This window comes from Clostridium sp. 'White wine YQ', assembly GCF_028728205.1.
Classification (GTDB): domain Bacteria; phylum Bacillota; class Clostridia; order Clostridiales; family Clostridiaceae; genus Clostridium_T.
The window spans coordinates 144,264-165,582 of sequence record NZ_JAQYUU010000001.1; the positions used below are offsets into that span (position 1 = coordinate 144,264).

A 21,319-nucleotide genomic window follows, 5' to 3' on the forward strand; every position below is an offset into this window, starting at 1 on the left:
TCAATAGTTTTAAAATATTTATAATTATTTTAACTCTTAAGGAATAATATGGAGTTTTAGAGAGCGAATAATTAACGAACCATTTATTTCCTTAGACCTAGAAAAACTATGGAAATCATGTGAAATAACGAGAAAAATGGACAAAATATTAGTTATTTCAATTATTTTGGATGATTTTAAGTTATAAACATAAATATAAAATGATATAATTACTGATGGAATGCAAAAAAATGGAGGAGCAAGATGGAATTACAAGAATATATACAATTGATTAAAAAGAGATTACTACTGATATTTTTAATAACTCTTGCAGCAGTATTTGTTAGTGGGGTGATAAGTTTTTTTGTTATAAAACCTACTTATCAGGCAAGCATATCTGTAGATATTGGTAACAATCAAGTAAATACAGATAAAAATACTGGTAATCAGAATTATAATGATGTCTTGATGTATCAAAAACTCGTTAAAACTTATAGCATTTATGCAAAGTCTAGAGCGGTGGCAGAAGATGTAGTAAACGAGCTTAAATTAAATAAAACTCCAGAAGAGCTTAATAATATGATTACAGCTACGCCTAGTTCAGATACTGAATTTTTAACCATATCTGTTAAGTCAAAAAGTTCAGATGAAGCTAAAGATATAGCTAATCAAGTGGCTAAGTCACTAAAGACTGTTACTAAAAAAATAAAAAATGTGGACAATGTTCAATTAGTTGATGATGCAGTTTTACCTTCATCACCTATTAGTCCTAAACCATTTTTAAATATAGGGATAGCATTTATTTTAGGAATCTTTATTTCGGTAGGGTTAGTATTCTTACTTGAATACTTGGATAATACTGTTAAAGATCCAGATGAGTTGGAAAAATTATTAGAACTACCTGTAATAGGAAACATACCATTAATTGAAGTAAAGGGTAAAAAGGGAAGAGCAATAGAAACTAAGAGCAAAAAGGGAAGAGGTGGAAAACGTGATAAAAGACATAGTAATATATAACGATCCTAAGTCTTCTGTATCAGAAGCATACAGAACTTTAAGAAGTAATATCCAGTTTTCACTAGTTGATCAGGAGTCAAGTATTATTGCTGTAACTTCTTGCGGACCAGGAGAAGGAAAAAGCACTGTAATAGCGAACCTAGCGGTTGCAATGGCTCAAGCAGGTAAAAGGACATTGCTTATAGATTGTGACCTTAGAAAACCAACAGTCCATAAAAAGTTTGGTGCTTCTAATACACATGGATTAACAACACTATTACTTAAAGAAAGTACAATAGAGGAGAGCGTTTTTAAAGTAGATGTACCTAATCTTGAAATAATTCCTAGCGGGCCAATTCCGCCTAACCCTTCAGAAATGTTAGGATCCAAGAATATGAAAAAGTTATTAGCAGATCTTAAAGTAGCGTTTGAAGTAATACTAATAGATACACCACCTATTTTGGTAGTTTCTGATACATTTGTTTTAATACCTTCTATAGATGGAACTTTAATAGTTGCAGCTTATGGAACAACTGAAAAGGCAGCTATATTAAAAGCAAAAGATTCTTTAGTTAAGGTAGGAGCTAAAATACTAGGGGTAGTAGAAAATAAGATGCCAGATAATGCTAGAGGATATGGCTATGGAAGCAGTAAATATTATAATAGCTATTATTCAGAAGATTAAGATTCAGGTATTTAATAGTAATTTTTATATTTTAGAAGTAGCCTAAGGGAAGACTATTTCTAAAATTTTTTCAAATATATATGGTAAACTATGGAATAATTATTAATTCAAATATAATTAATTTAAAGTTATAGGAGATGTTTTTAGAATTGAAGAAAAATAACTTGCTTATACTAGGTGCGGGAGGCCATGGAAGAGTTGTAGCTGAAGCTGCAGAACTTCAGGGTATATGGGATAATATAGCTTTTTTAGATGATAGAGATGATTTGGATGAGGTTCTGAATTTTAATGTTATTGGAAAAATAGCTGATTATAAGAAGTTAAGAAATGAATTTAATTACGTGATTGTTGCTGTTGGAAACAATGAAATTAGGTTAGGACTTATAGATAAATTAAAAGAAGAAAACTATAAATTAGCAGTGATCATTCACCCTAAAGCGATCATAAGTAAATATGCAACTATAAATGAAGGAACTGTAATTTTGGCTGGTGCTGTTGTTAATACATGTACAAGCATAGGAAATGGATGCATTATTAATATAAGTGCAATTATTGACCACGATTGTAAACTAGGAAATGGAGTTCATGTTTCTAGTGGAGCAATTGTCAGAAGTATGTGCACAATTAGTGACCTTACTTATATAGATGCAGGTTCACTAGTTAAAGAAGGTTTTTGTATTTAAAGTAATTTTAAATTACTTAAAGATAAGATATATAGAATTCATGAGGGAGATTTGGTATATGAAGATTTATATAATGATAAAGAGGATGGTCGATTTTTTACTTTCACTAATAGCACTTATTTTACTAAGTCCTTTATTTTTAATAATAGGTATTTTAATTAAAATAGATTCACCTGGACCGATATTATTTAAGCAAAGAAGAATAGGTAAAAATAAGAAAGAATTTCTGATATTAAAGTTCAGAACTATGAGGGGGGATACTCCCAAAGATATGCCAACTCATTTATTTAAAAACTCAGAGAATTTCATAACAAAAAGTGGCAAAATGTTAAGAAGTACAAGCCTTGATGAGTTACCTCAGCTTATAAATATTATAAAAGGCGAAATGAGCATAATAGGACCAAGACCAGCATTGTGGAATCAGTTTGATTTAATTGAAGAAAGAGATAAATATGGAGCAAATGACATAATACCAGGTCTTACTGGATGGGCTCAGATAAATGGAAGAGATACTATATCAATAGAAGATAAAGCAAGATATGATGGTGATTATGTTAAAAACTTGGGATTTAAAATGGATGCAAGGGTATTTACCAAAACTATTGGTTTTGTTTTAAAAAGAGTGGGTATTGTAGAAGGCGGAACAGAGATGGTAGAGTATCAACAGATCCATACGACTAATGAGACAACATCAACTAGCGATACCTTAGGACAATAGGGATTAGAAAATTTATGAACAAATAAATAAAATTTGAATCAATAATTTTATTATTAAATTACCATTTAGCCATAGATAATAACAATTATATCCATAAATTCAAAGCTACGAAGAATATCGTTATGATTTGTGTGTAATGACGAAGTAAGGATTAGATTGTATAAGAAATTTATCCAAAACTTAAAGAATTATGTTTAAAGAGTTTTATGGATGTTGAATTTTTATAATAGAGAAAATATTCGGCAAATTGAGAGTTCTTGAAGTGAGAATGGGGAAGGGATTAGAGGTGAAAAGATGGTATTAGTTACTGGAATTACAGGGCATAGTGGCAGATACTTTTTGCAAGAGCTTATTGATAATAAATATGAAGGAAATATTCGCTGCATTGTTAGGGAAACTTCTGATACATCAATGCTGGATAGCAGCCCACTTAAGATAGAGAATGTTGTTGGTGATATCACGGATGAAGTTTTTCTTAATAAATGTATGAAAGATGTAGACACAGTAGTACACATTGTTAACATTAGACATACGCTACGAATTATAAAGGCAGCAATCAATAACAAGGTGCCCAGAGCAATTTGTGTGCATACCACAGGAATATATTCTAAATTTAGGGGTGCATCAGAGGAATATAAAATTATAGATAAAGAACTTTCTGAAATGATAAGGGGATCTGATATAAAGATTACGGTTCTCCAGCCTACTATGATATATGGCGATATATGCGACCATAATATGAGTAGATTCATTAAGATGATAGATAGATTTAGACTTTTCCCTGTAATTAATCATGGTAAATGTTTAATCCAGCCAGTTAATGCTAGAGATTTAGGAAAAGCATATTATCAGGTTTTTATGATGCCAAAGGATAAGGCAAAAACTATATATAACTTATCAGGAGAGAAGCCAATCACAGTAATAGATGCTTTTAGATTGATTAGCAAAAATCTTGGTAAGAAAACAGTATTTATAAGCTTTCCATTATGGGGGGGAGTGCTTTTAGCAAGAATTTTGAAAATGGTAACTTTGGGTAAGGTTGATTATATAGAAAAAGTTCAGAGAATGAGTGAAGACAGGTGCTTCTCACATGAAGATGCAAAAATAGATTTTGAATACAGACCTGAGTCCTTTGAAATCGGAATAGAAAGGGAAGTTAAGGCGTATCTAAATAGATAGCAGGTGATTATAAAAAGTGGCAAAAAGAATATTGATATTATCAAATCACTTTATAACATTATATAATTTCAGAAAAGAGTTGGTAGTAAAGCTAGTTGAGGACGGAAATGAAGTTTTTATTTCTATTCCAAAGGCTGAGGAAAATAACTTTTTCACTGATATGGGTTGCAAAATTATAGAAACTCCTGTGGATCGCAGAGGAATAAATCCAATCAGGGACTTTGGACTTATATTAAACTATGTAAAAATAATGAAACAATTAAAACCAGATATTATTTTTTCATATACAATTAAGCCCAATATTTACGGATGTATAGCTTCTAATTTCACAAAGAATAGACAGGTGAGTAATATAACAGGAACTGGAGCTACTTTTTTGAAGAAGAATGTAGTTAGCACGATTGCGAAGGTACTATATAAGATTTCGCTTAAGAAGTCGTATAAGGTATTTTTTCAGAATAGTGGGGACAAAGATTTTTTTGTTGAAAACAATATGATTAGAAGCAATTTTGCAATGCTTCCTGGTTCTGGTGTAAATTTAGAACAGTATGAGGTTTGTGATTTACCCTCTAAGGATGAGACTAATTTTATATTTATTGGGAGGATAATGGAGTTAAAAGGTATGAAGCAGTACCTTGATTGTGCTAAGTCAATTAAAGAGAAGTATTCTAATACAAATTTTTATATAGCAGGATTTATTGAAGAAGACAAATATAAAGAAATAATTGATGACTATCATGCAAAAGGTATTATTAATTATATAGGATTTCAAAAGGATATTAAATCATGGATACAAAAATGTCATTGCACTATTTTACCATCTCATGGTGGTGAAGGAGTACCAAATGTGCTTTTAGAGTCAGCAGCTATGGGGAGAATTTGTATTGCTTCAAAAATTAATGGTTCTAAGGATGTTATTGACGATGGTGTGACTGGTTATTTGTTTGAGACTGGAAATTCTCAAGATTTGATAGATAAAGTAGATAGTTTTTTAAGATTGGATTTTAATGATAAAAAACGAATGGGGTTGGCTGGCAGGAAAAAAGTTGAGAGAGAGTTTGATAGGCAAAGTGTTATTAAGGCTTATATAGAAGAGATTAGTCATTGATATAAAGAATTAAGGAGAATATGATGAAATATCCAATAAGAATATTACATGTACTAGGAGGGCTGAATAGAGGTGGGGCTGAAACTATGGTTATGAACTTATATCGTAATATTGACCGTAGTAAAGTCCAATTTGATTTTATTGTACATACTGAAAATAAATGTGACTATGATGATGAGATAAAATCTTTAGGCGGTAAAATTTATAGTATCCCTAGATACAAAGGAAAGAATCATATACAATATAAAAAAGTTTGGAATAGTTTTTTTGAAGAACATCCAGAATATAAAATCATTCATGGGCATGTAAGAAGTACTGCTTCAATATATCTTAAAATTGCAAAGAGAAATAATTTGAAAACTATTGCCCATAGTCATAATACATCATCAGGTAAAGGACTATCGGCATTTGTTAAAAATATACTGCAATATCCAATTCGGTATACAGCTGATTATTTATTTACTTGTTCTTTAACTGCAGGTGAATGGTTATATGGGAAGAAAGCTTGTAAACAGAAAAAATTTCATATAATAAAAAATGCCATAAATAGTAAACAGTATATATTCAATCAAGAAATTAGGGATAAAGTAAGAAAAGAATTTAATATTGAAAACAGTTTTGTTATTGGACATATTGGTAGGTTTCATCTTCAAAAAAATCATAATTATTTAATTGAGATATTTAAAGAAGTACATGAAAAAGAACCAAAGGCAGTTTTGATGTTGATAGGTGAGGGTGAACTTCAACAAAAAATAGAGAAGAAAGTTAATGATTTAGGATTGGATAATAGTGTAATCTTTACTGGAGTAAGATCTGATATTCCAGAGTTATTACAGGCAATGGATATATTTGTTTTTCCTTCACTATATGAAGGCTTAGGAATTGTTGTAATAGAAGCTCAAGCATCGGGACTTCAGTGCGTAGTTTCAGATACTGTTCCTAGAGAAACAAACATTGCTAATACTATTGAATATGTATCTTTAAAAGATTCATATAGATATTGGGGAGAAACGATATTAAAATATTTTGACAATTGTAAAAGAAAAAATACAAGAGATCAAATTATGAATTCTGGATATGACATTAAACAAACATCAGAATGGTTACAGAATTTCTACATTAGGGCTTGGAGGAATTAAAGAGTGTTTAAATATGCTGGAGTTGTTGTACTTTACAATCCTGATTGTGAAGTGAAAAAAAATATTGATAGTTATATTAATAATATCGATAAATTATTTGTAATTGATAATTCAGATAATGTAAATAAAGATATTGTGAATGGACTTAAAAAAAATGAAAAAGTTGCATATGTGTATTTAGATGGTAATAAGGGACTTGCAAAAGCACTAAAAATAGGGTGCGAGATGGCACAAAATAATGGATTTAATTATGTTTTAACAATGGATCAAGATTCTATTTTTGATGAGGGAGCTGTTGATACTATAATTGAATTTATAGAAAAGTCAAAGGAACATTATTCTATAGTTGGAGCTAATGCCGTATCAGTATATATTGATGAAAAAACAGGAGAAAAGATGGAGGCGTATACTGAACTTGCTAATGGGAATAAGGAGTGTAATTGGGTAATGACTTCAGGAAGTATGATGGACATTAATGATTATTTTCAAACTAATGGATTTGACGAAAATATGTTTATTGCACATGTAGATATTGATATTTGCATACAACTTCATAATATGGGTGGAAAAATTATTAAGCTTAAGGATGCTAAGTTGTTTCAACAATTTGGTAATTCGAAACCTCGAAGGATTTTATGGAAGGTTGTTCATCCATCATTTGCAAATCCAATAAGAACTTATTATTTATTTAGAAATCAAAAATACTTAGAAATAAAATATGGTAATGAAATTAAGAAATTTATAAATGTACATTTATATAAGTTTATTATTAAGGTTATTTTGTTTGAGAATCTAAAAATGAAAAAGCTTATATATGCAGTTAAAGGATATTTAGATGCTAGAAGTCATAAAATGGGCAAGAAATATCTTTCCTAAAGGGTGATAAAATTATGTTAAATAACAAAAGTGTTTCAGTGAAGCAAGTGCAAATTTTTCTTTTATATATTATACTTGGAATATTTTTATTAACTACTAGTAGTGAAGCTTATAATTTTATAAAATTCAATTTAGATGTTAAAGTTTCATACACGGTGATTTTTATATTACTGATTATAATTTTCATAAGCATTTTAATGAAAGCAAAGTTCGATTTTATAAGTTTTCTTCTACTAATAAGGATTTTTATTTTTACAATATCATTATTGATTTTTCAAAATTCAATTGCTATGATGCCTAGATATTTGGCTGTTATAATATGTTTTTTGAGTTATACTATATTTTTAAATTTAAAAATTGATAAAATTTCTTTTATGAAATATATAAAAATTACATATATAGTTATATGCTTACAAACTATTAGCGCAGCTCTGAATGCTCTAAAAATTAATAATAATATTAATTTTATAAAAGTGTTCATTAGGATTCCATTAGGTGGATCTAATTATATTGCATGCTTTATATTATTATTTTTGCCATTAATATGGTTTAATGAAATGAATAAGAAAAAAAAATTTGTATTAATGCTTTTAGGTATGATTGCAATATTAGCGACTCGTTCAAATACAGGGTTAATAATGCTAAGTATATTCATTTTGATAATAATATTTAATAATAAACGAAATAAGATTTTTAAAGGGATTATTATTTTACTAGTTTTTATTTCAGTTGTTTTTATTATTAAGCATTTCAATAGCGAATATTTTAATAGATATATAAACGTTTTTAGGGAAATCACAAATGCTAACTCAATTTCAGATATGTCTACAGCTTTTAATGGTAGATTCGAATTATATAATTATTCTATATATCTTATTAAAAACAATTTGTTAATAGGACTTGGAGTTAATTATGTAGAAGAGTTAGGACAACTAGCACATAACATAATATTAGAAAGTTTATTACAAGCGGGAGTATTCAATACATTAATTTTGTTTTTGATATTTTTAGTTATTATAAAAAGAACCAATAAGAATAGTAAGTTTACTAATTTACTTGGAGTTAATATATCTGTAATTTTAATTTTACTCAATGGCATGATAGAACCAAATTTATTTGCGTTTAATTTTGATTTTTTCTTTTGGATAATTTGCGGGTTTGGTATGTCACAATGTAAATATATCGAAAATAAGGATAACCAAGTTGACTTTTAATGAAGAACTATAATTTTCAAATATTTTTCGATAATTACCAAGTTTTATTAGTTTAATGAAAGGATTTAGCGATTATGAAGAAAATAATAGCAATATATTTGCCACAATATCATGAAATAGAAGAAAATAATAAATGGTGGGGAGAAGGACATACAGAATGGGTAAGTTGTAAAAAATCTAAACCTCTATTCAAAAATCATTATCAACCTAGAGTACCTTTAAATAAAAATTATTATGATTTAACTAATCAAGAAGAACAAATAAGACAGGCTCAAGTAGCAAAAAAATATGGTGTTTATGGTTTTTGTTATTATCATTATTGGTTTGAAGGAAAACAAATTATGCAAAAACCTATGGAACAAATGTTGAGAAATAAGAATATTGATATGCCATTCTGTGTTTCTTGGGCAAACCATACTTGGACAAATAGTACAAGTAGAAAAAATCGTAAGATTTTAATTAAACAAACATATGGAACAGAATTAGATTGGAAGAATCATTTTGACTATTTAAAACAATTTTTTAATGATAAAAGATATATTAAAATTGGTAACAAACCTATGATGGTTATTTATGATGCTAAGGATATAGAATGTTGGGAACAGATGAAAATGCTATGGGATTCATTAGCAAAAAATGAAGGTTGGGATGGACTTTTTTATGTAAATACTCTAAAGCATGAAGATGATGTAGCTATATCAAACAAATATAAATTTGATGCACAATTTGAATATCAGCCAACTTTTGCGTTAGGTAAAAGCAGAAAATTTGATTATAGCAAATGGTATAATTTTAAAAGAGTTTTATACAAAGAGTATTTAGACAGACCTTTAATTTGTGATTATGACAGGGTATGGAAAAGAATATTATCACAAAATTTAAACAATAGAATTACCACTTATCTAGGAGCTTATAATGATTGGGATACGACGGCTAGGTGGGGGAAAAAAGGAATTATTCATAAGGGATCATCTCCTGAAAAATTTGAGAGGTATTTACAAAAATTGATAGAGAAAAGTAATTCATATTCAGGTAGTGAATTTATTTTTGTAACTGCTTGGAATGAATGGAGTGAAGGTGCTTATCTTGAGGCTGATGAGAAATATGGATATAAGTACTTAGAAGCAATAAGTAGAGTTGTAAATTCAAAATAGCCAATACTATTATATTTAAAATATTAATCTATTTTTTTAAGAACAAGTTATAATTAATATATCAAAAAAATGATAATAAAATTTTATCAGAAAATTTAGGATCTGAGGTTTTATAATTGAGTAGCAAAGCAATTAATTTTATTAAAAATTTTTCATACACTTTAGTATCAAACTTATTATCTATGCTTGTTTCTTCTTTGGTTATATTAGTAGTTCCAAGGTTTACCGGAGTAAATGAATATGGCTATTTACAAGTATATTTATTCTATTCATCATATGTAGGTTTTTTACATTTTGGTTGGAATGATGGTATATATTTGAGATATGGAGGTAAAAAATATGAAGAATTAGATAAAAAACTATTCTTTTCGCAGTTTTATATGATGGTTATTTTACAATTAGTTTTAGCGACAATCATGTTTTTTATTTTTCCAATATGGTTCACTGATATAGATAAGATATTTATCTTAAAAATGATTTCTATTAATTTATTAATAATGAATATATTAACTATGTTATTATTTATTTTGCAGGCTACAAATAGAATTAAAGAGTATGCACAAATTACAGCAATGAGTAGAATACTCTATTTTTTACTGACTATTGTGATTATTATATGTGGATTTAGGAGCTATAAACTAATTGTATTATCTGATTTGATTGGTAAATCTATATCTTTGTTGTACGCAATGTATTGTTGTAGCGATATCGTTTTAAGAAAACTTTCAATCTTTTATTTTAGTTTTAAGGAAACAAAAGATAATATAAATGCAGGAATAAAATTATTATTTGCTAATATAGCAAGTAATTTAATTATAGGAGTTGTAAGAGCTGGAGTAGAACGTTCATGGAATGTGAAGACTTTTGGTAAAGTTTCCCTTACTCTTAGTATATCAAATCTTATGATGATATTTATAAATGCAATAGGAATTGTTATGTTTCCTATTTTGAGAAGGACTAATGAGGAAAGATTATCAAGTATATATGAAGCAATGAGAGATTTTTTGATGGTAGTATTGTTGGGTGCACTTATTATATATTATCCGCTAAAAGTTGTATTGTCAGCATGGTTACCTAAATATGCAGATAGCTTAATGTTTATGGCTTTAGTTTTCCCAATGTGTGTGTTTGAAGGGAAGATGGCATTACTTATTAATACATACTTAAAAACACTAAGAAAAGAAAAATTGATGTTAAAGATAAATTTAATATCACTTGTATTGAGTATTATATTAACTATTTTAAGTACTATATTATTTAAAAATTTGAATTTAGCAATTGTATCAATTGTTATTCTTTTAGCATTTAGATGTATATTCGCAGAGATGTTTTTGTCTAAGATTTTAAATATTTCATTGTATAAAGATATAGCATTAGAATTAACTATGACATTAATTTTTATTTTAACAGGATGGTTTATAGACTCCTGGATTACTGTCTTTATATATATAGTAGCATATATAGCATATTTATTTATAAAACGAAAAGATATTACAAAAACAATTAAGAATATAAAATTATTAATGAAAACTTAGGTCTGTATTAAATTCTTATATTAAAGAATATGGGCGATTTGAAGTGAAAAGTATTGTACTTGCAGGAGGTTCTGGAACAAAATTTTATCCAACAACTAAATCTGTATCAAAACAAATTCTTTCGATTTATGATAAACAAATGAAGTATTGTCTAATATCAGTACTAACACTAGCAGTAATTAAAGAGATACATATAATTTCCACGGAAGAAATTCTCCTTGCGATTAAGAATTGATGGATGATGGTAGTTATTATGAATTAGAATTATCTTATGCTGTACAAGCTTCACCTAATGGACTAGCAGAAACTTTCATCATAGATGAAGAGTTAATAGAAAATTACAAGGTAGCTTTTGTTTTAGGGGAAAACTTTTTATATTGTTATAGCTTTATTGAAAGACTTAAAAAAGCTGCAGAAAGAGATAAAGCTACTATTTTTGATGCCATGTAATTAGTTCAAGAGAATTTGGAGTAGTGGTACTTGATGGAGAGAGAAATACTACGCTTATTGAAACAAATATAGTAAGTCCACAAACAGTATATGGAAGTACAAAACTAAAAGGTAAAATTTTAGTAAGCGAATATAATTCAAAACATTATATAATAAGAATAGCATGGCGCTACGGAGATGGAAATAACTGTGTAAAGACTATGCTTAAGCTAAGTGAAACTAATAAAGTTTTAAAGGTTATAAGTGACAAAAAAGGAACACTTACAAGTACAGTGGATTTAGCTAGAGTTATAATTAAACTAATTGAAAATAAAACTTACGGTTTATATTTCTGTACATGCAAGTGCGAATGTACTTGGCATGAATTAACTAAAGAAATGTTTAAATAAAAGGAATAACTATAGAAGTTGTACCATGTACCACAGATGAATTCCCATGACCAGCTAAAAGCCCAAAGTATTATGTGCTTAGAAATCATGGACTAGAGAATTGTATTTGGGATATAACTAGGGAATGGCAGGAAGCACTTGAAAAGTATTTAAAATAAGTGATTTATTAAAGCTAAGATAATATTTAAGACAGTTTAAACTATTACTAAGAGTAAAAGGAAGGTAATGTATTATGTTCAAAATAGCAGTTGCAGGTACAGGCTATGTGGGTTTAGTTGCAGGGGTTTGCTTTGCAGAAGTTGGTCATCAGGTTACCTGTGTAGATATCGATGAAAATAAGGTTAACCTAATGAAAAAGGGAGAAGCTCCGATATATGAAGCAGATTTAGAGGGATTAATGCAGAAAAATTATGCACAAGGTAGGCTTCATTATACAACAGATTATAAATCAGCTTACAAAGATGCTGCTGCAATTTTTATAGGAGTTGGAACTCCGGAACAACCAGATGGTTCTGCAAATCTTAGTTATATAGCTACAGTGGCAAGACAAATAGCAGAAAACATAGAAAAAGATTGTCTTGTAGTTGTGAAATCTACAGTACCAGTAGGAACTAATGATAAAGTAGAGCAGTTTATAAAAGACTTTTTAGTTAATAATGTTAAAGTAGAAGTAGCATCAAATCCAGAATTTTTAGCACAAGGTACAGCTGTACATGATACACTACATGCAGCAAGAATTATAATTGGAACTGAAAGTAAGTGGGCTGAAGAAATGCTTAAGAAGATATATGAACCTTTTAATATTCCAATAGTATCTGTAAACAGACGTTCTGCGGAGATGATAAAGTACGCATCAAATGATTTCTTAGCACTTAAAATTTCATATATGAATGATATTGCTAATCTATGTGAACTTGTTGGAGCTAATATACAAGATGTAGCTAAAGGTATGAGTTATGATGATCGTATAGGAAGTAAGTTTTTAAATGCTGGTATTGGTTATGGTGGTTCTTGTTTTCCTAAGGATACAAAAGCTCTTGAATATTTAGCTAGGCAAAATGGATATAATCTTCGAACAATACAAGCTGCTATAGATGTAAATAAAGACCAAAAGACAAAGTTATATAAGAAGGCTTGCAGACGTCTTATTACTTTTAATGGTTTAAAAGTAGCAGCACTTGGACTTACCTTTAAGCCAGGAACGGATGATTTAAGAGAAGCACCATCACTTGAAAATATACCTTTATTATTAGATCATGGCGCAGAAGTATATGCTTATGATCCAGTTGGTAAAGATAATTTTAAAAAGAGATTCCCAGAAGGTAAAAATGGACAAGGGAGTATAAAATATGCTGATAACATAGATGAAGCTTTAAAAGGAGCTAATGTATGCTTTATATTTACTGAGTGGGGAGAAATTAAAGCACTTCAGCCAGAGGATTACAAGAAACTTATGAAAACGCCTTTAGTTTATGACGGAAGAAATTTATATAATGTTAAAGCTATGAAAGAAGCAGGGGTGGAATACTATTCTATTGGTAGACCAATGGTTAAAGCTACTGAAGGTATGGCTGAAGTTGCATTAACAAAGGAGGCGTAAAGGTGAGTTTGAAAATGTTAGATAATAATAAAACATATTTAATTACTGGAGCTGCAGGCTTTATTGGATTTTATTTATCCAAGAAGCTTTTAGAAAAAGGGTGTAAAGTAATTGGTATTGATAATATAAATGATTATTATGATGTAAATCTTAAATATACAAGATTAGAGAAGCTTAAGCCTTTTGAGAAGTTTACATTTATTAAAGGTGATATCTCTGATAAGGCTATGATAATGGACACCTTTGAAGAGTATAAACCCAATATTGTAGTAAACCTTGCTGCTCAAGCTGGTGTTAGATATTCAATAGAAAATCCAGATGTATATATAGGAAGTAATATAGTAGGATTTTTTAATATACTTGAAGCTTGTAGACATAATCCTGTAGACCATATTGTCTATGCATCATCAAGTTCTGTATATGGTTCAAATAAAAAAGTACCTTTTGAAGAATCAGACTTTGTAGATCATCCAGTTTCACTTTATGCTGCTACAAAGAAGTCAAATGAATTAATGGCGCATACTTATAGCCATCTTTATAAGATACCAGCTACAGGACTGAGATTTTTCACAGTTTACGGTCCTATGGGAAGACCTGATATGGCATACTTTGGATTTACTGATAAGTATTTTAAAGGAGAGCCAATAAAAATATTTAATAATGGTGACTTTGAACATGACTTATATAGAGATTTTACTTATGTGGATGATATAGTAGAAGGGATTGAAAGACTTCTTAACAATCCATCGAAAGAAGAAGTTCCTCATAGTGTATATAATATTGGAAATAACAGCCCTGAAAAGCTAATGACATTCATAATAACATTAGAGAAATGTTTAAGTAGAGCATTAGGAAGAGAAGTAGAGTTTGAAAAGATATTTGAGCCACTTAAAGCAGGAGACGTACCAGCAACATATGCATCTACAGACAAACTTCAAGAAGCTGTAGGATTTAAACCTTCAACGAGTATAGAAGAAGGCTTGCAGAGATTTGCTGATTGGTATGTGGAGTATTATAAGATGAAGTAAAATTGAAAGATGAAATATAGTGCTTTGTGAGAAGGTATTAATAAAGAGAAAAATATTTATATTGAGCAAGAACATCTTCATGTTTTAGAGACAAAGGCAGAATATATATAAATTCAGTGTCTTAATTGGCAAGCACCACATTTAATTTGTAAAAGAATCTATGGAGAGGTATCATTAATTTTAAGTTACTACAATTCAAAGATCATTACTTTCGTAAGCTTATAAGGTTGCGAGGTGATGACCTTTTTTCGTATAAAAAGAAAGATGGTTAAATGTTATCTTCGAAGTTATCAAAGTCGCTAAAATTTTGACGCTTACTTGAGTTTATATAATGTAATAACCAATATGAATAAAATTATGTATTTTTATCAATAAGGTAACAATTATTTGATAAAAATGGAGATACAAGTAGCTGGTTAACTATTGTAGTTCTAATATATTTATTGAAAATAACAAATTATATTTCAATGAAAAATATTGACAACGGAGAGATAAGTAGATATACTTCTTATATGGTATATAATAACTTATAAAGGAGTAAAGAAAATGTTTTTATTGTTTTATTTTTTGGTTCCAATATTATTTTTAAACCCTAACTTTAAGAGGGCAACAAAGGGAAATAATATTTTTAGATATATAGTTGGATTAATATTTTCTTTTGTAATCTTTTATGTGGCAAACAGAGATAAGAGTTTAAGTTTAATAATATCGATATTAGGATTTGTAGGTATATTTCAGATAATTATGGCTTTAATTGAAGCAGGGTTAAGTTATACAAATAGAAGCTTACAGGGAAAGTTTCCTAAAAAAATAGTACTAGCTTCATTAATTTTAGTAGTTATAGCTGGGATTTATAATACCGCACCGTTTTCCATTGCAAGTGCTAAGGGATTATATAATATGGTAGGAGCAAAGGAAAGTAATGATAAATCTCCAAAAGCAAATACAGAAAATATAATAATTGTACCACCAGAAACAGCCTACTATCAAATGCAGAATTTAATTGGATCGCTTCCAAATCCAAGTTTTTATAAAGTAGGGCAATTGAATTTAACTAAGACTCCAAATGGAGCATATTATGTAGCACCAGTTGAATTTGATGGAACAATAAAAGCTTTATTGAATAGAGAATTACCAGGAGTAATTTATGTTTCAGCAGAAAGACTAGAAGAACCAAAGCTTATAGAAGTAAGTTTTAATCATAGTGAATCACTATTATTCAATAACAACATCTATAGAAAGATGAGAAGTGCTAAGCAGGATTCTGTTTTATTAAATACAAATGTTGAACTTGATGACAATTTAAATCCTTATTATGTAGGTTCATATGGTCACTATAAATTTGGGAGAACTGGAGATATAGTTGACGGAGTCATAACATATGACTTAAAGACTGGTGAGACCAAAACTTATAGTAAGGAAGATGCCCCTAAGTGGATAGATCAGATATACACTTATAATGTAGCAGAACAATATAATCAGTATTTTGGATTATATAAGAAAGGATTTATTAATTCTAAAATTGGACAAAAAGAGGTTCACATTCCAACTGCTTGGAGTTCGGGAGTAGACCTAAAAGGCATGGAGATTGAATCGAATCAAGTTATTCCTATAGTGGGAAGTAATGGAGAGATGTATTTCTTTACAGATCATACCAATACCTCAGATAATTCTACAACTATGACAGGATATACACTTATGGATTCAAGAACAGGGGAGATGATTTATTATAAAACCCCAGGTTTATTAAATGGACAAGGTGCTATGAATGCAGTAGAAAAGCTTTTGGGAGCTGATAAAGCTAATTGGACTACATCACAGCCAATATTATATAATATCTATGGTGTAGACACATGGATAATACCTGTAATAAATAAAACGGATGGATCTTTCGTTAAACTTGGTCTTGTAGCAGCTGAGAGTAAATATGCTATTTTAGCAGATAACAAGGCAGATTTACTAGATTCATTTAAAAAGGCAATAGTAGAAGGAAAGATAAGTGAATCCTCAGATGCTAAAATAGATAATAATGCAGCTACCATTAAAGAACAAGAAGTTACAGGAAAGATATGGAGAATAAATCAAACAACAGAAGAAGGAAAGGCCATCTTTTACATTAAATTAGAGAATAATGATAAAATATTCATGATTAACAAAAATGTAAGTGCTGATGTAGTTTTGGCAAGAGATGGAGACAATGTTACATTAAAATATGCAGATATGGAAAATCAAACAATATTATCAGTAACCTCATTTAAGCTAAATAAATAATATAATGCAGGAGCCTAGGGCTCCTGTTTTTTTTGTGGAACTAATAGAATTTTCTTAAAATTCAATAAAAGGAAGTTATTATTATAAGCTATGGTATAATATTAACGTTTTAAATTATAAATATTAGGAGATGAGTTTTTAGTGTTAGTTCCAAAATCGGTTACGTGTTTTAAAAATTATAATAAAGAACAGTTCTTCAAAGATTTTATATCAGGAATCATAGTAGCAATTATTGCTATACCTTTATCTATTGCACTAGCAATTGCTTCAGGCGTATCACCAGAAAAAGGACTTTATACTGCGATAATTGGTGGACTTATAGTTGCTTTATTTGGAGGCAGCAGAGTTCAAATAGCTGGGCCAACTGGTGCTTTTGTTGTTATTGTATATGGAATTATAGAAAAGTATGGAATTCAAGGGCTAATAATTTCTACAATTATGGCAGGAATTTTTCTTGTAATAATGGGACTACTTAAGTTTGGAAGTTTATTAAAATATATACCTTCAGCTATAACCACCGGATTTACAAGTGGTATTGCTATTGTAATATTATCTACTCAAGTAAAGGACTTTTTTGGTTTAACTATAAAAAATGTACCTTCTGACTTTGCAGGTAAATGGATATCTTATATATCAAATATAAAAACTTTAAATGTAAATAGTCTTATAATATCAGTTATAACCCTATTAATTATTATTTTCTGGCCAAAAGTAAATAAGCGTATTCCAGGGACGTTTGTAGCTATCATAGTAGCAGTAATAATTAATATGGTTTTAAAGCTTAATGTAACTACAATAGGTAGTGAATTTGGAAATCTTTCATCTGCATTTCCAAAACCAATATTCCCAAAGGTTAGTTTGAATACAATTGAAAATCTTATGATGCCAGCACTTACAATTGCTATTCTTGGTTCAGTTGAATCATTATTATCTGCTGTTGTGGCAGATGGAATGATTGGAGGAAAACATCGTTCAAATATGGAGTTAATAGCTCAAGGCTTAGCTAACATATTTTCAGGAATTTTTGGAGGAATACCAGTTACTGGGGCAATTGCAAGAACAGCAGCAAATGTTAAAAATGGTGGAAGAACTCCAATGGCAGGGATAATTCATTCCTTAGGCGTTTTATTTATAATGATGATATTTATGCCATATGTAAAGCTTGTTCCAATGGCTTCATTAGCAGCAGTGTTAGTTATGGTTTCATATAACATGGGAGAATGGGAAGCATTTATAAAGATATTTAAAGCTCCTAAAAGTGATGCTATAGTATTCTTAGTGACCTTTTTCTTAACCATGTTTTTAGACTTAGTAGTAGCAATCGGAGTAGGTGTTGTACTTTCGTCATTCTTATTTATGAGAAAGATGGCAGAAATCTCAGAGGTTAAATATTTATTAGATGATTCAGAAGACGAGGATGTAATGGAACTAGTGGATAATGTAAATACTCCGGAGGATATTTCAATTTTTGAAATAACTGGACCATTTTTCTTTGGTGCAGCAAATAAATTTGTTAATGCAATAAGGGAGATGGGAAATCCATCAAAAATATTAATTATAAAAATGAGTAAGGTTCCATTTATGGATTCTACTGCATACCATTCCTTTGAAATGTTATATGATATTTGTAAAAAGCATCATACAAAATTAATCATATTAGAAGCTCAAAATCAACCTATGGAAATGCTTAAAAAGTATGGATATGTAGATATTATTGGAGAAGACAATTTTTGCAGTTCTATTACTGAAGCAATCGAACAAGCAAACTGGTTGGGAGATGGCAAAGAGCAGAGTGCATAGTTAAAAGATAGAAGTTTAAAAACTTAAGAAGTAATTTAATGTAGTAATGAGTGCATAGTGAATTGGTTTAAGTCTAAGAGTTGAAAAATATAAAGAAATTTGTAAAAAATTCATAAGACAAATTGACGTATTTTGGAAAATAGTATATGATAATGAGTATAAACATTTATAAAATGCGAAGAAATAGAGTTTATAGAACTAAAAAAAGTTTTTTTATTATAGACCCTTAAATTTATTTAAAGTTTTACGAAAATTATTATATAGATATAAATGAATTGGAGTGCGTGTGGAAATATGGATTTGTTAAATAAAATTGAAGACTTAGAAGACATAATTCTAATGAGATGCATTATAAAAAAAGATTGTGGTGATTACTTTAAGGCAGAAGATTATAATGGAAGAAAGTACATAATTGCAAAAAATAAAACATCAAAAAATTTTAAAAGGGGTACTGACGATACTTTCTATGCTTATAGAGAAAACGTTGGAATGCTTTTTAAAAAGGTAATTTACTTTCCAGTTAGTTCAGATGAGTATTTAAAATTAAAAGATATTTTTGAGGAAAAGCAATAGAGGAAAATCTATTGCTTTTTTATTTTACAATTCATGGGGAAATTACTATATTATAAAGCGTGGGATTGATTGTCACAGAGAGGGTTTTATGATAGAATCAAGTAATTATATTAATTTGACATGTACTATTAGTGATATTTTGAATTATAATATTCAATAAAGAATATTTACCTTGTAGATTGAATTCTTATATTTTTCTGCTAGAGTGGACTAGTTAGAATTAAAACCATATATATAAGTTAAAGGGGTGTTAGTATGTTTAGAGAAATGAGAAAAAAAGAAAGAGAAATATTGAAAGATGATATAGTTAAAATCTTAGATCATGAAAACTATGGTATATTTTCTGTTACTGGTGAAAATGGGTATGCTTATGGAGTGCCAGTTAATTATGTGTACCTGAACGAGGCTATTTATTTTCATTGTGCAAATGTTGGATTTAAAATAGATTCTTTAAGAAAGAATCCTAAGACTTCATTTACAGTTGTAGGAAGTGTTCAAGCTGTTCCTGAAAAGTTTACCACAAAATATGAAAGTGTAATTGCTTTTGGTGAAGCTAAAGAAATATCAGGAGCTGAGAAAATTGAAGTTCTGAAGGCCTTTATCAATAAATATTCAAGTGAGTTTACTGAAGAAGGAATGAAATATATAGAAAGAGCCCATGAAGTTACCAATATAGTAAAGATTGAAATTCACTATATCACTGGTAAAGCTAGAAGTTAATAAAATGACATAGTAATCTTGAGTAGTGGAAGGTGAAAACATGAGAAAAAAGAGAATAGGAATAGTTCCTAATTTAACGATTATTTGCGATGGCCGCGTTGTGGGTGACGAGAAAGTACAAGTTAATGCAGATTATGCCAATGCAATTGCCAAAGTTGGTGCTGTACCAATAATATTACCAGTTATAAATGATGAAGATTATATAGAAGAAATAATTTCTTCCCTTGATGGAGTAGTACTTTCTGGTGGTGGAGATATAAATCCTCTATATTATGGAGAAGAACCAAAGCCTTTGCAAGGAAGCATTAGTGCAGCTAGGGATGAATTTGATTTAAGAGTAATTAAAAGTGCATTAAATTTTAATAAAGGAATTTTAGGAATATGCAGGGGAATTCAAGCTATAAATGTATTTTTTGGAGGATCACTTCATCAGGACATAAGTTATGGATATAAGGATTACCTAAAACATTCTCAAGTAGGAGATAATGATATAGCTACTCATACTGTTGATTTTATAGATAGTGGAAACTTAGTGAAGTTATTTGGAAAATCTATAAGCACTAATAGTTTTCATCATCAATCCATAAATAGACTGGGAAAAGATTTAATTGCAACTGGATTTTCAAAGGATGGAGTTATTGAAGCGATTGAAATGCAAGGAAATAATAAGGTGTTTGGGGTTCAATGGCATCCAGAGAAAATGAGAAATAATGAGGACATGACTAGAATGTTTAAATACTTCATAGATTTAGTTTAATATATTATGAATTAAATACCATTTTAGGCAAAAATAATAAAGAATAAGTAACTTTATTGTGGTTAATATAATAGTGTAAGCTTAAAGAAATGAATTTTTCTTAGGAGCTTACAAAAATCCATAAGCCAAAGGAGGAAACCGCCATGTCAAGAAAATTAGTTCCCGAAGCAAAAAATGGTCTAAGTAAATTTAAGACAGAAATAGCTAGAGAACTTGGTGTTCCATTTAGTGATTATAATGGAGACCTAACAGCTAGGCAATGTGGTTCAGTTGGAGGCGAAATGGTAAAAAGAATGGTAGCCGAATACGAGAGCCACTTGAAGTAGAGAGAGCTAAGGGTTAGCCTCTACGGAACATTATTTACTGGTAATCATGACTTTGAAATTTTAGGAGGGATTACTATGGGAGAAGTTCCACCAGAAAGTTCAAGTTTATAAGCTACCGAGATCTTTTCAAGAGAGAGTT

General features: G+C 29.3%; 22 protein-coding genes. All 22 read left to right on the forward strand.

All coding sequences use genetic code 11. From position 1 onward, the window contains the following. Nucleotides 1–243: 243 nt before the first annotated feature. The 22 genes from PTZ02_RS00720 (at nucleotide 244) to PTZ02_RS00825 (ending at nucleotide 21,180) form a co-directional block, all read left to right on the forward strand. The gene (locus PTZ02_RS00720; RefSeq protein ID WP_274225917.1) at nucleotides 244–996 is read left to right on the forward strand and encodes a YveK family protein; all 753 of its coding nucleotides are present in this window, start codon (nucleotides 244–246) and stop codon (nucleotides 994–996) included. Continuing rightward, nucleotides 971–1,660: a CpsD/CapB family tyrosine-protein kinase gene (locus PTZ02_RS00725; RefSeq protein WP_274225918.1), complete on the forward strand. Its 690-nt coding sequence runs from the start codon at nucleotides 971–973 to the stop codon at nucleotides 1,658–1,660. Before PTZ02_RS00720 ends, PTZ02_RS00725 begins: the two co-directional genes overlap by 26 nt. Nucleotides 1,661–1,809: 149 nt before the next feature. Continuing rightward, on the forward strand, nucleotides 1,810–2,343 hold the full coding sequence (locus PTZ02_RS00730; RefSeq protein WP_274225919.1) for a NeuD/PglB/VioB family sugar acetyltransferase: 534 nt from the start codon (nucleotides 1,810–1,812) through the stop codon (nucleotides 2,341–2,343). A 58-nt stretch (nucleotides 2,344–2,401) separates the two neighbouring features. Further along, nucleotides 2,402–3,061 carry a sugar transferase gene (locus PTZ02_RS00735; RefSeq protein WP_274225920.1) on the forward strand — a complete coding sequence of 220 codons (660 nt, stop codon included), beginning with the start codon at nucleotides 2,402–2,404 and terminating at the stop codon, nucleotides 3,059–3,061. Nucleotides 3,062–3,355: 294 nt separating this feature from the next. Continuing rightward, nucleotides 3,356–4,240 (forward strand): NAD-dependent epimerase/dehydratase family protein, encoded by an 885-nt coding sequence (locus PTZ02_RS00740; protein WP_274225921.1) that lies wholly within the window; start codon nucleotides 3,356–3,358, stop codon nucleotides 4,238–4,240. 16 nt (nucleotides 4,241–4,256) lie between these two features. Further along, complete coding sequence (locus PTZ02_RS00745; RefSeq protein WP_274225922.1) at nucleotides 4,257–5,348, forward strand: glycosyltransferase family 4 protein; 1,092 nt, start codon at nucleotides 4,257–4,259, stop codon at nucleotides 5,346–5,348. Between the two features lie 23 nt (nucleotides 5,349–5,371). After that, nucleotides 5,372–6,487 (forward strand): glycosyltransferase family 1 protein, encoded by a 1,116-nt coding sequence (locus PTZ02_RS00750; protein ID WP_274225923.1) that lies wholly within the window; start codon nucleotides 5,372–5,374, stop codon nucleotides 6,485–6,487. A gap of 3 nt (nucleotides 6,488–6,490) precedes the next feature. Further along, nucleotides 6,491–7,363 carry a glycosyltransferase gene (locus tag PTZ02_RS00755; protein WP_274225924.1) on the forward strand — a complete coding sequence of 291 codons (873 nt, stop codon included), beginning with the start codon at nucleotides 6,491–6,493 and terminating at the stop codon, nucleotides 7,361–7,363. Between the two features lie 557 nt (nucleotides 7,364–7,920). Beyond that, the gene (locus PTZ02_RS00760) at nucleotides 7,921–8,577 is read left to right on the forward strand and encodes an O-antigen ligase family protein (RefSeq protein ID WP_274225925.1); all 657 of its coding nucleotides are present in this window, start codon (nucleotides 7,921–7,923) and stop codon (nucleotides 8,575–8,577) included. Nucleotides 8,578–8,651: 74 nt separating this feature from the next. Beyond that, nucleotides 8,652–9,731, forward strand: coding sequence for a glycosyltransferase WbsX family protein (locus PTZ02_RS00765; protein WP_274225926.1), 1,080 nt, complete (start codon nucleotides 8,652–8,654; stop codon nucleotides 9,729–9,731). A gap of 116 nt (nucleotides 9,732–9,847) precedes the next feature. Then, complete coding sequence (locus PTZ02_RS00770) at nucleotides 9,848–11,266, forward strand: hypothetical protein (protein ID WP_274225927.1); 1,419 nt, start codon at nucleotides 9,848–9,850, stop codon at nucleotides 11,264–11,266. A 43-nt stretch (nucleotides 11,267–11,309) separates the two neighbouring features. After that, nucleotides 11,310–11,501, forward strand: coding sequence for a sugar phosphate nucleotidyltransferase (locus PTZ02_RS00775; protein WP_274225928.1), 192 nt, complete (start codon nucleotides 11,310–11,312; stop codon nucleotides 11,499–11,501). After that, nucleotides 11,501–11,716, forward strand: coding sequence for a sugar phosphate nucleotidyltransferase (locus PTZ02_RS00780; RefSeq protein ID WP_274225929.1), 216 nt, complete (start codon nucleotides 11,501–11,503; stop codon nucleotides 11,714–11,716). Before PTZ02_RS00775 ends, PTZ02_RS00780 begins: the two co-directional genes overlap by 1 nt. Before the next feature lie 23 nt (nucleotides 11,717–11,739). Further along, complete coding sequence (locus PTZ02_RS00785; protein ID WP_274225930.1) at nucleotides 11,740–12,105, forward strand: sugar nucleotide-binding protein; 366 nt, start codon at nucleotides 11,740–11,742, stop codon at nucleotides 12,103–12,105. Nucleotides 12,106–12,337: 232 nt separating this feature from the next. Beyond that, nucleotides 12,338–13,705, forward strand: a complete 1,368-nt coding sequence (locus PTZ02_RS00790; RefSeq protein WP_274225931.1) for a UDP-glucose dehydrogenase family protein — start codon at nucleotides 12,338–12,340, stop codon at nucleotides 13,703–13,705. Nucleotides 13,706–13,707: 2 nt separating this feature from the next. Further along, nucleotides 13,708–14,733, forward strand: a complete 1,026-nt coding sequence (locus PTZ02_RS00795) for an SDR family NAD(P)-dependent oxidoreductase (protein ID WP_274225932.1) — start codon at nucleotides 13,708–13,710, stop codon at nucleotides 14,731–14,733. Nucleotides 14,734–15,279: 546 nt separating this feature from the next. Next, nucleotides 15,280–17,004, forward strand: coding sequence for a hypothetical protein (locus PTZ02_RS00800; protein ID WP_274225933.1), 1,725 nt, complete (start codon nucleotides 15,280–15,282; stop codon nucleotides 17,002–17,004). Nucleotides 17,005–17,145: 141 nt separating this feature from the next. Continuing rightward, nucleotides 17,146–18,804 (forward strand): SulP family inorganic anion transporter, encoded by a 1,659-nt coding sequence (locus tag PTZ02_RS00805; RefSeq protein ID WP_274225934.1) that lies wholly within the window; start codon nucleotides 17,146–17,148, stop codon nucleotides 18,802–18,804. Between the two features lie 294 nt (nucleotides 18,805–19,098). Then, a complete protein-coding gene (locus PTZ02_RS00810) occupies nucleotides 19,099–19,377 on the forward strand; it encodes a hypothetical protein (RefSeq protein WP_274225935.1) in 279 nt (92 codons plus the stop codon). Nucleotides 19,378–19,632: 255 nt separating this feature from the next. Beyond that, the gene (locus PTZ02_RS00815; RefSeq protein ID WP_274225936.1) at nucleotides 19,633–20,097 is read left to right on the forward strand and encodes a pyridoxamine 5'-phosphate oxidase family protein; all 465 of its coding nucleotides are present in this window, start codon (nucleotides 19,633–19,635) and stop codon (nucleotides 20,095–20,097) included. 40 nt (nucleotides 20,098–20,137) lie between these two features. Then, complete coding sequence (locus PTZ02_RS00820; protein ID WP_274225937.1) at nucleotides 20,138–20,854, forward strand: gamma-glutamyl-gamma-aminobutyrate hydrolase family protein; 717 nt, start codon at nucleotides 20,138–20,140, stop codon at nucleotides 20,852–20,854. Between the two features lie 143 nt (nucleotides 20,855–20,997). Further along, entirely contained in the window at nucleotides 20,998–21,180 is a 183-nt protein-coding gene (locus PTZ02_RS00825) for an alpha/beta-type small acid-soluble spore protein (RefSeq protein ID WP_274225938.1), read from the forward strand. Nucleotides 21,181–21,319: the final 139 nt, after the last annotated feature.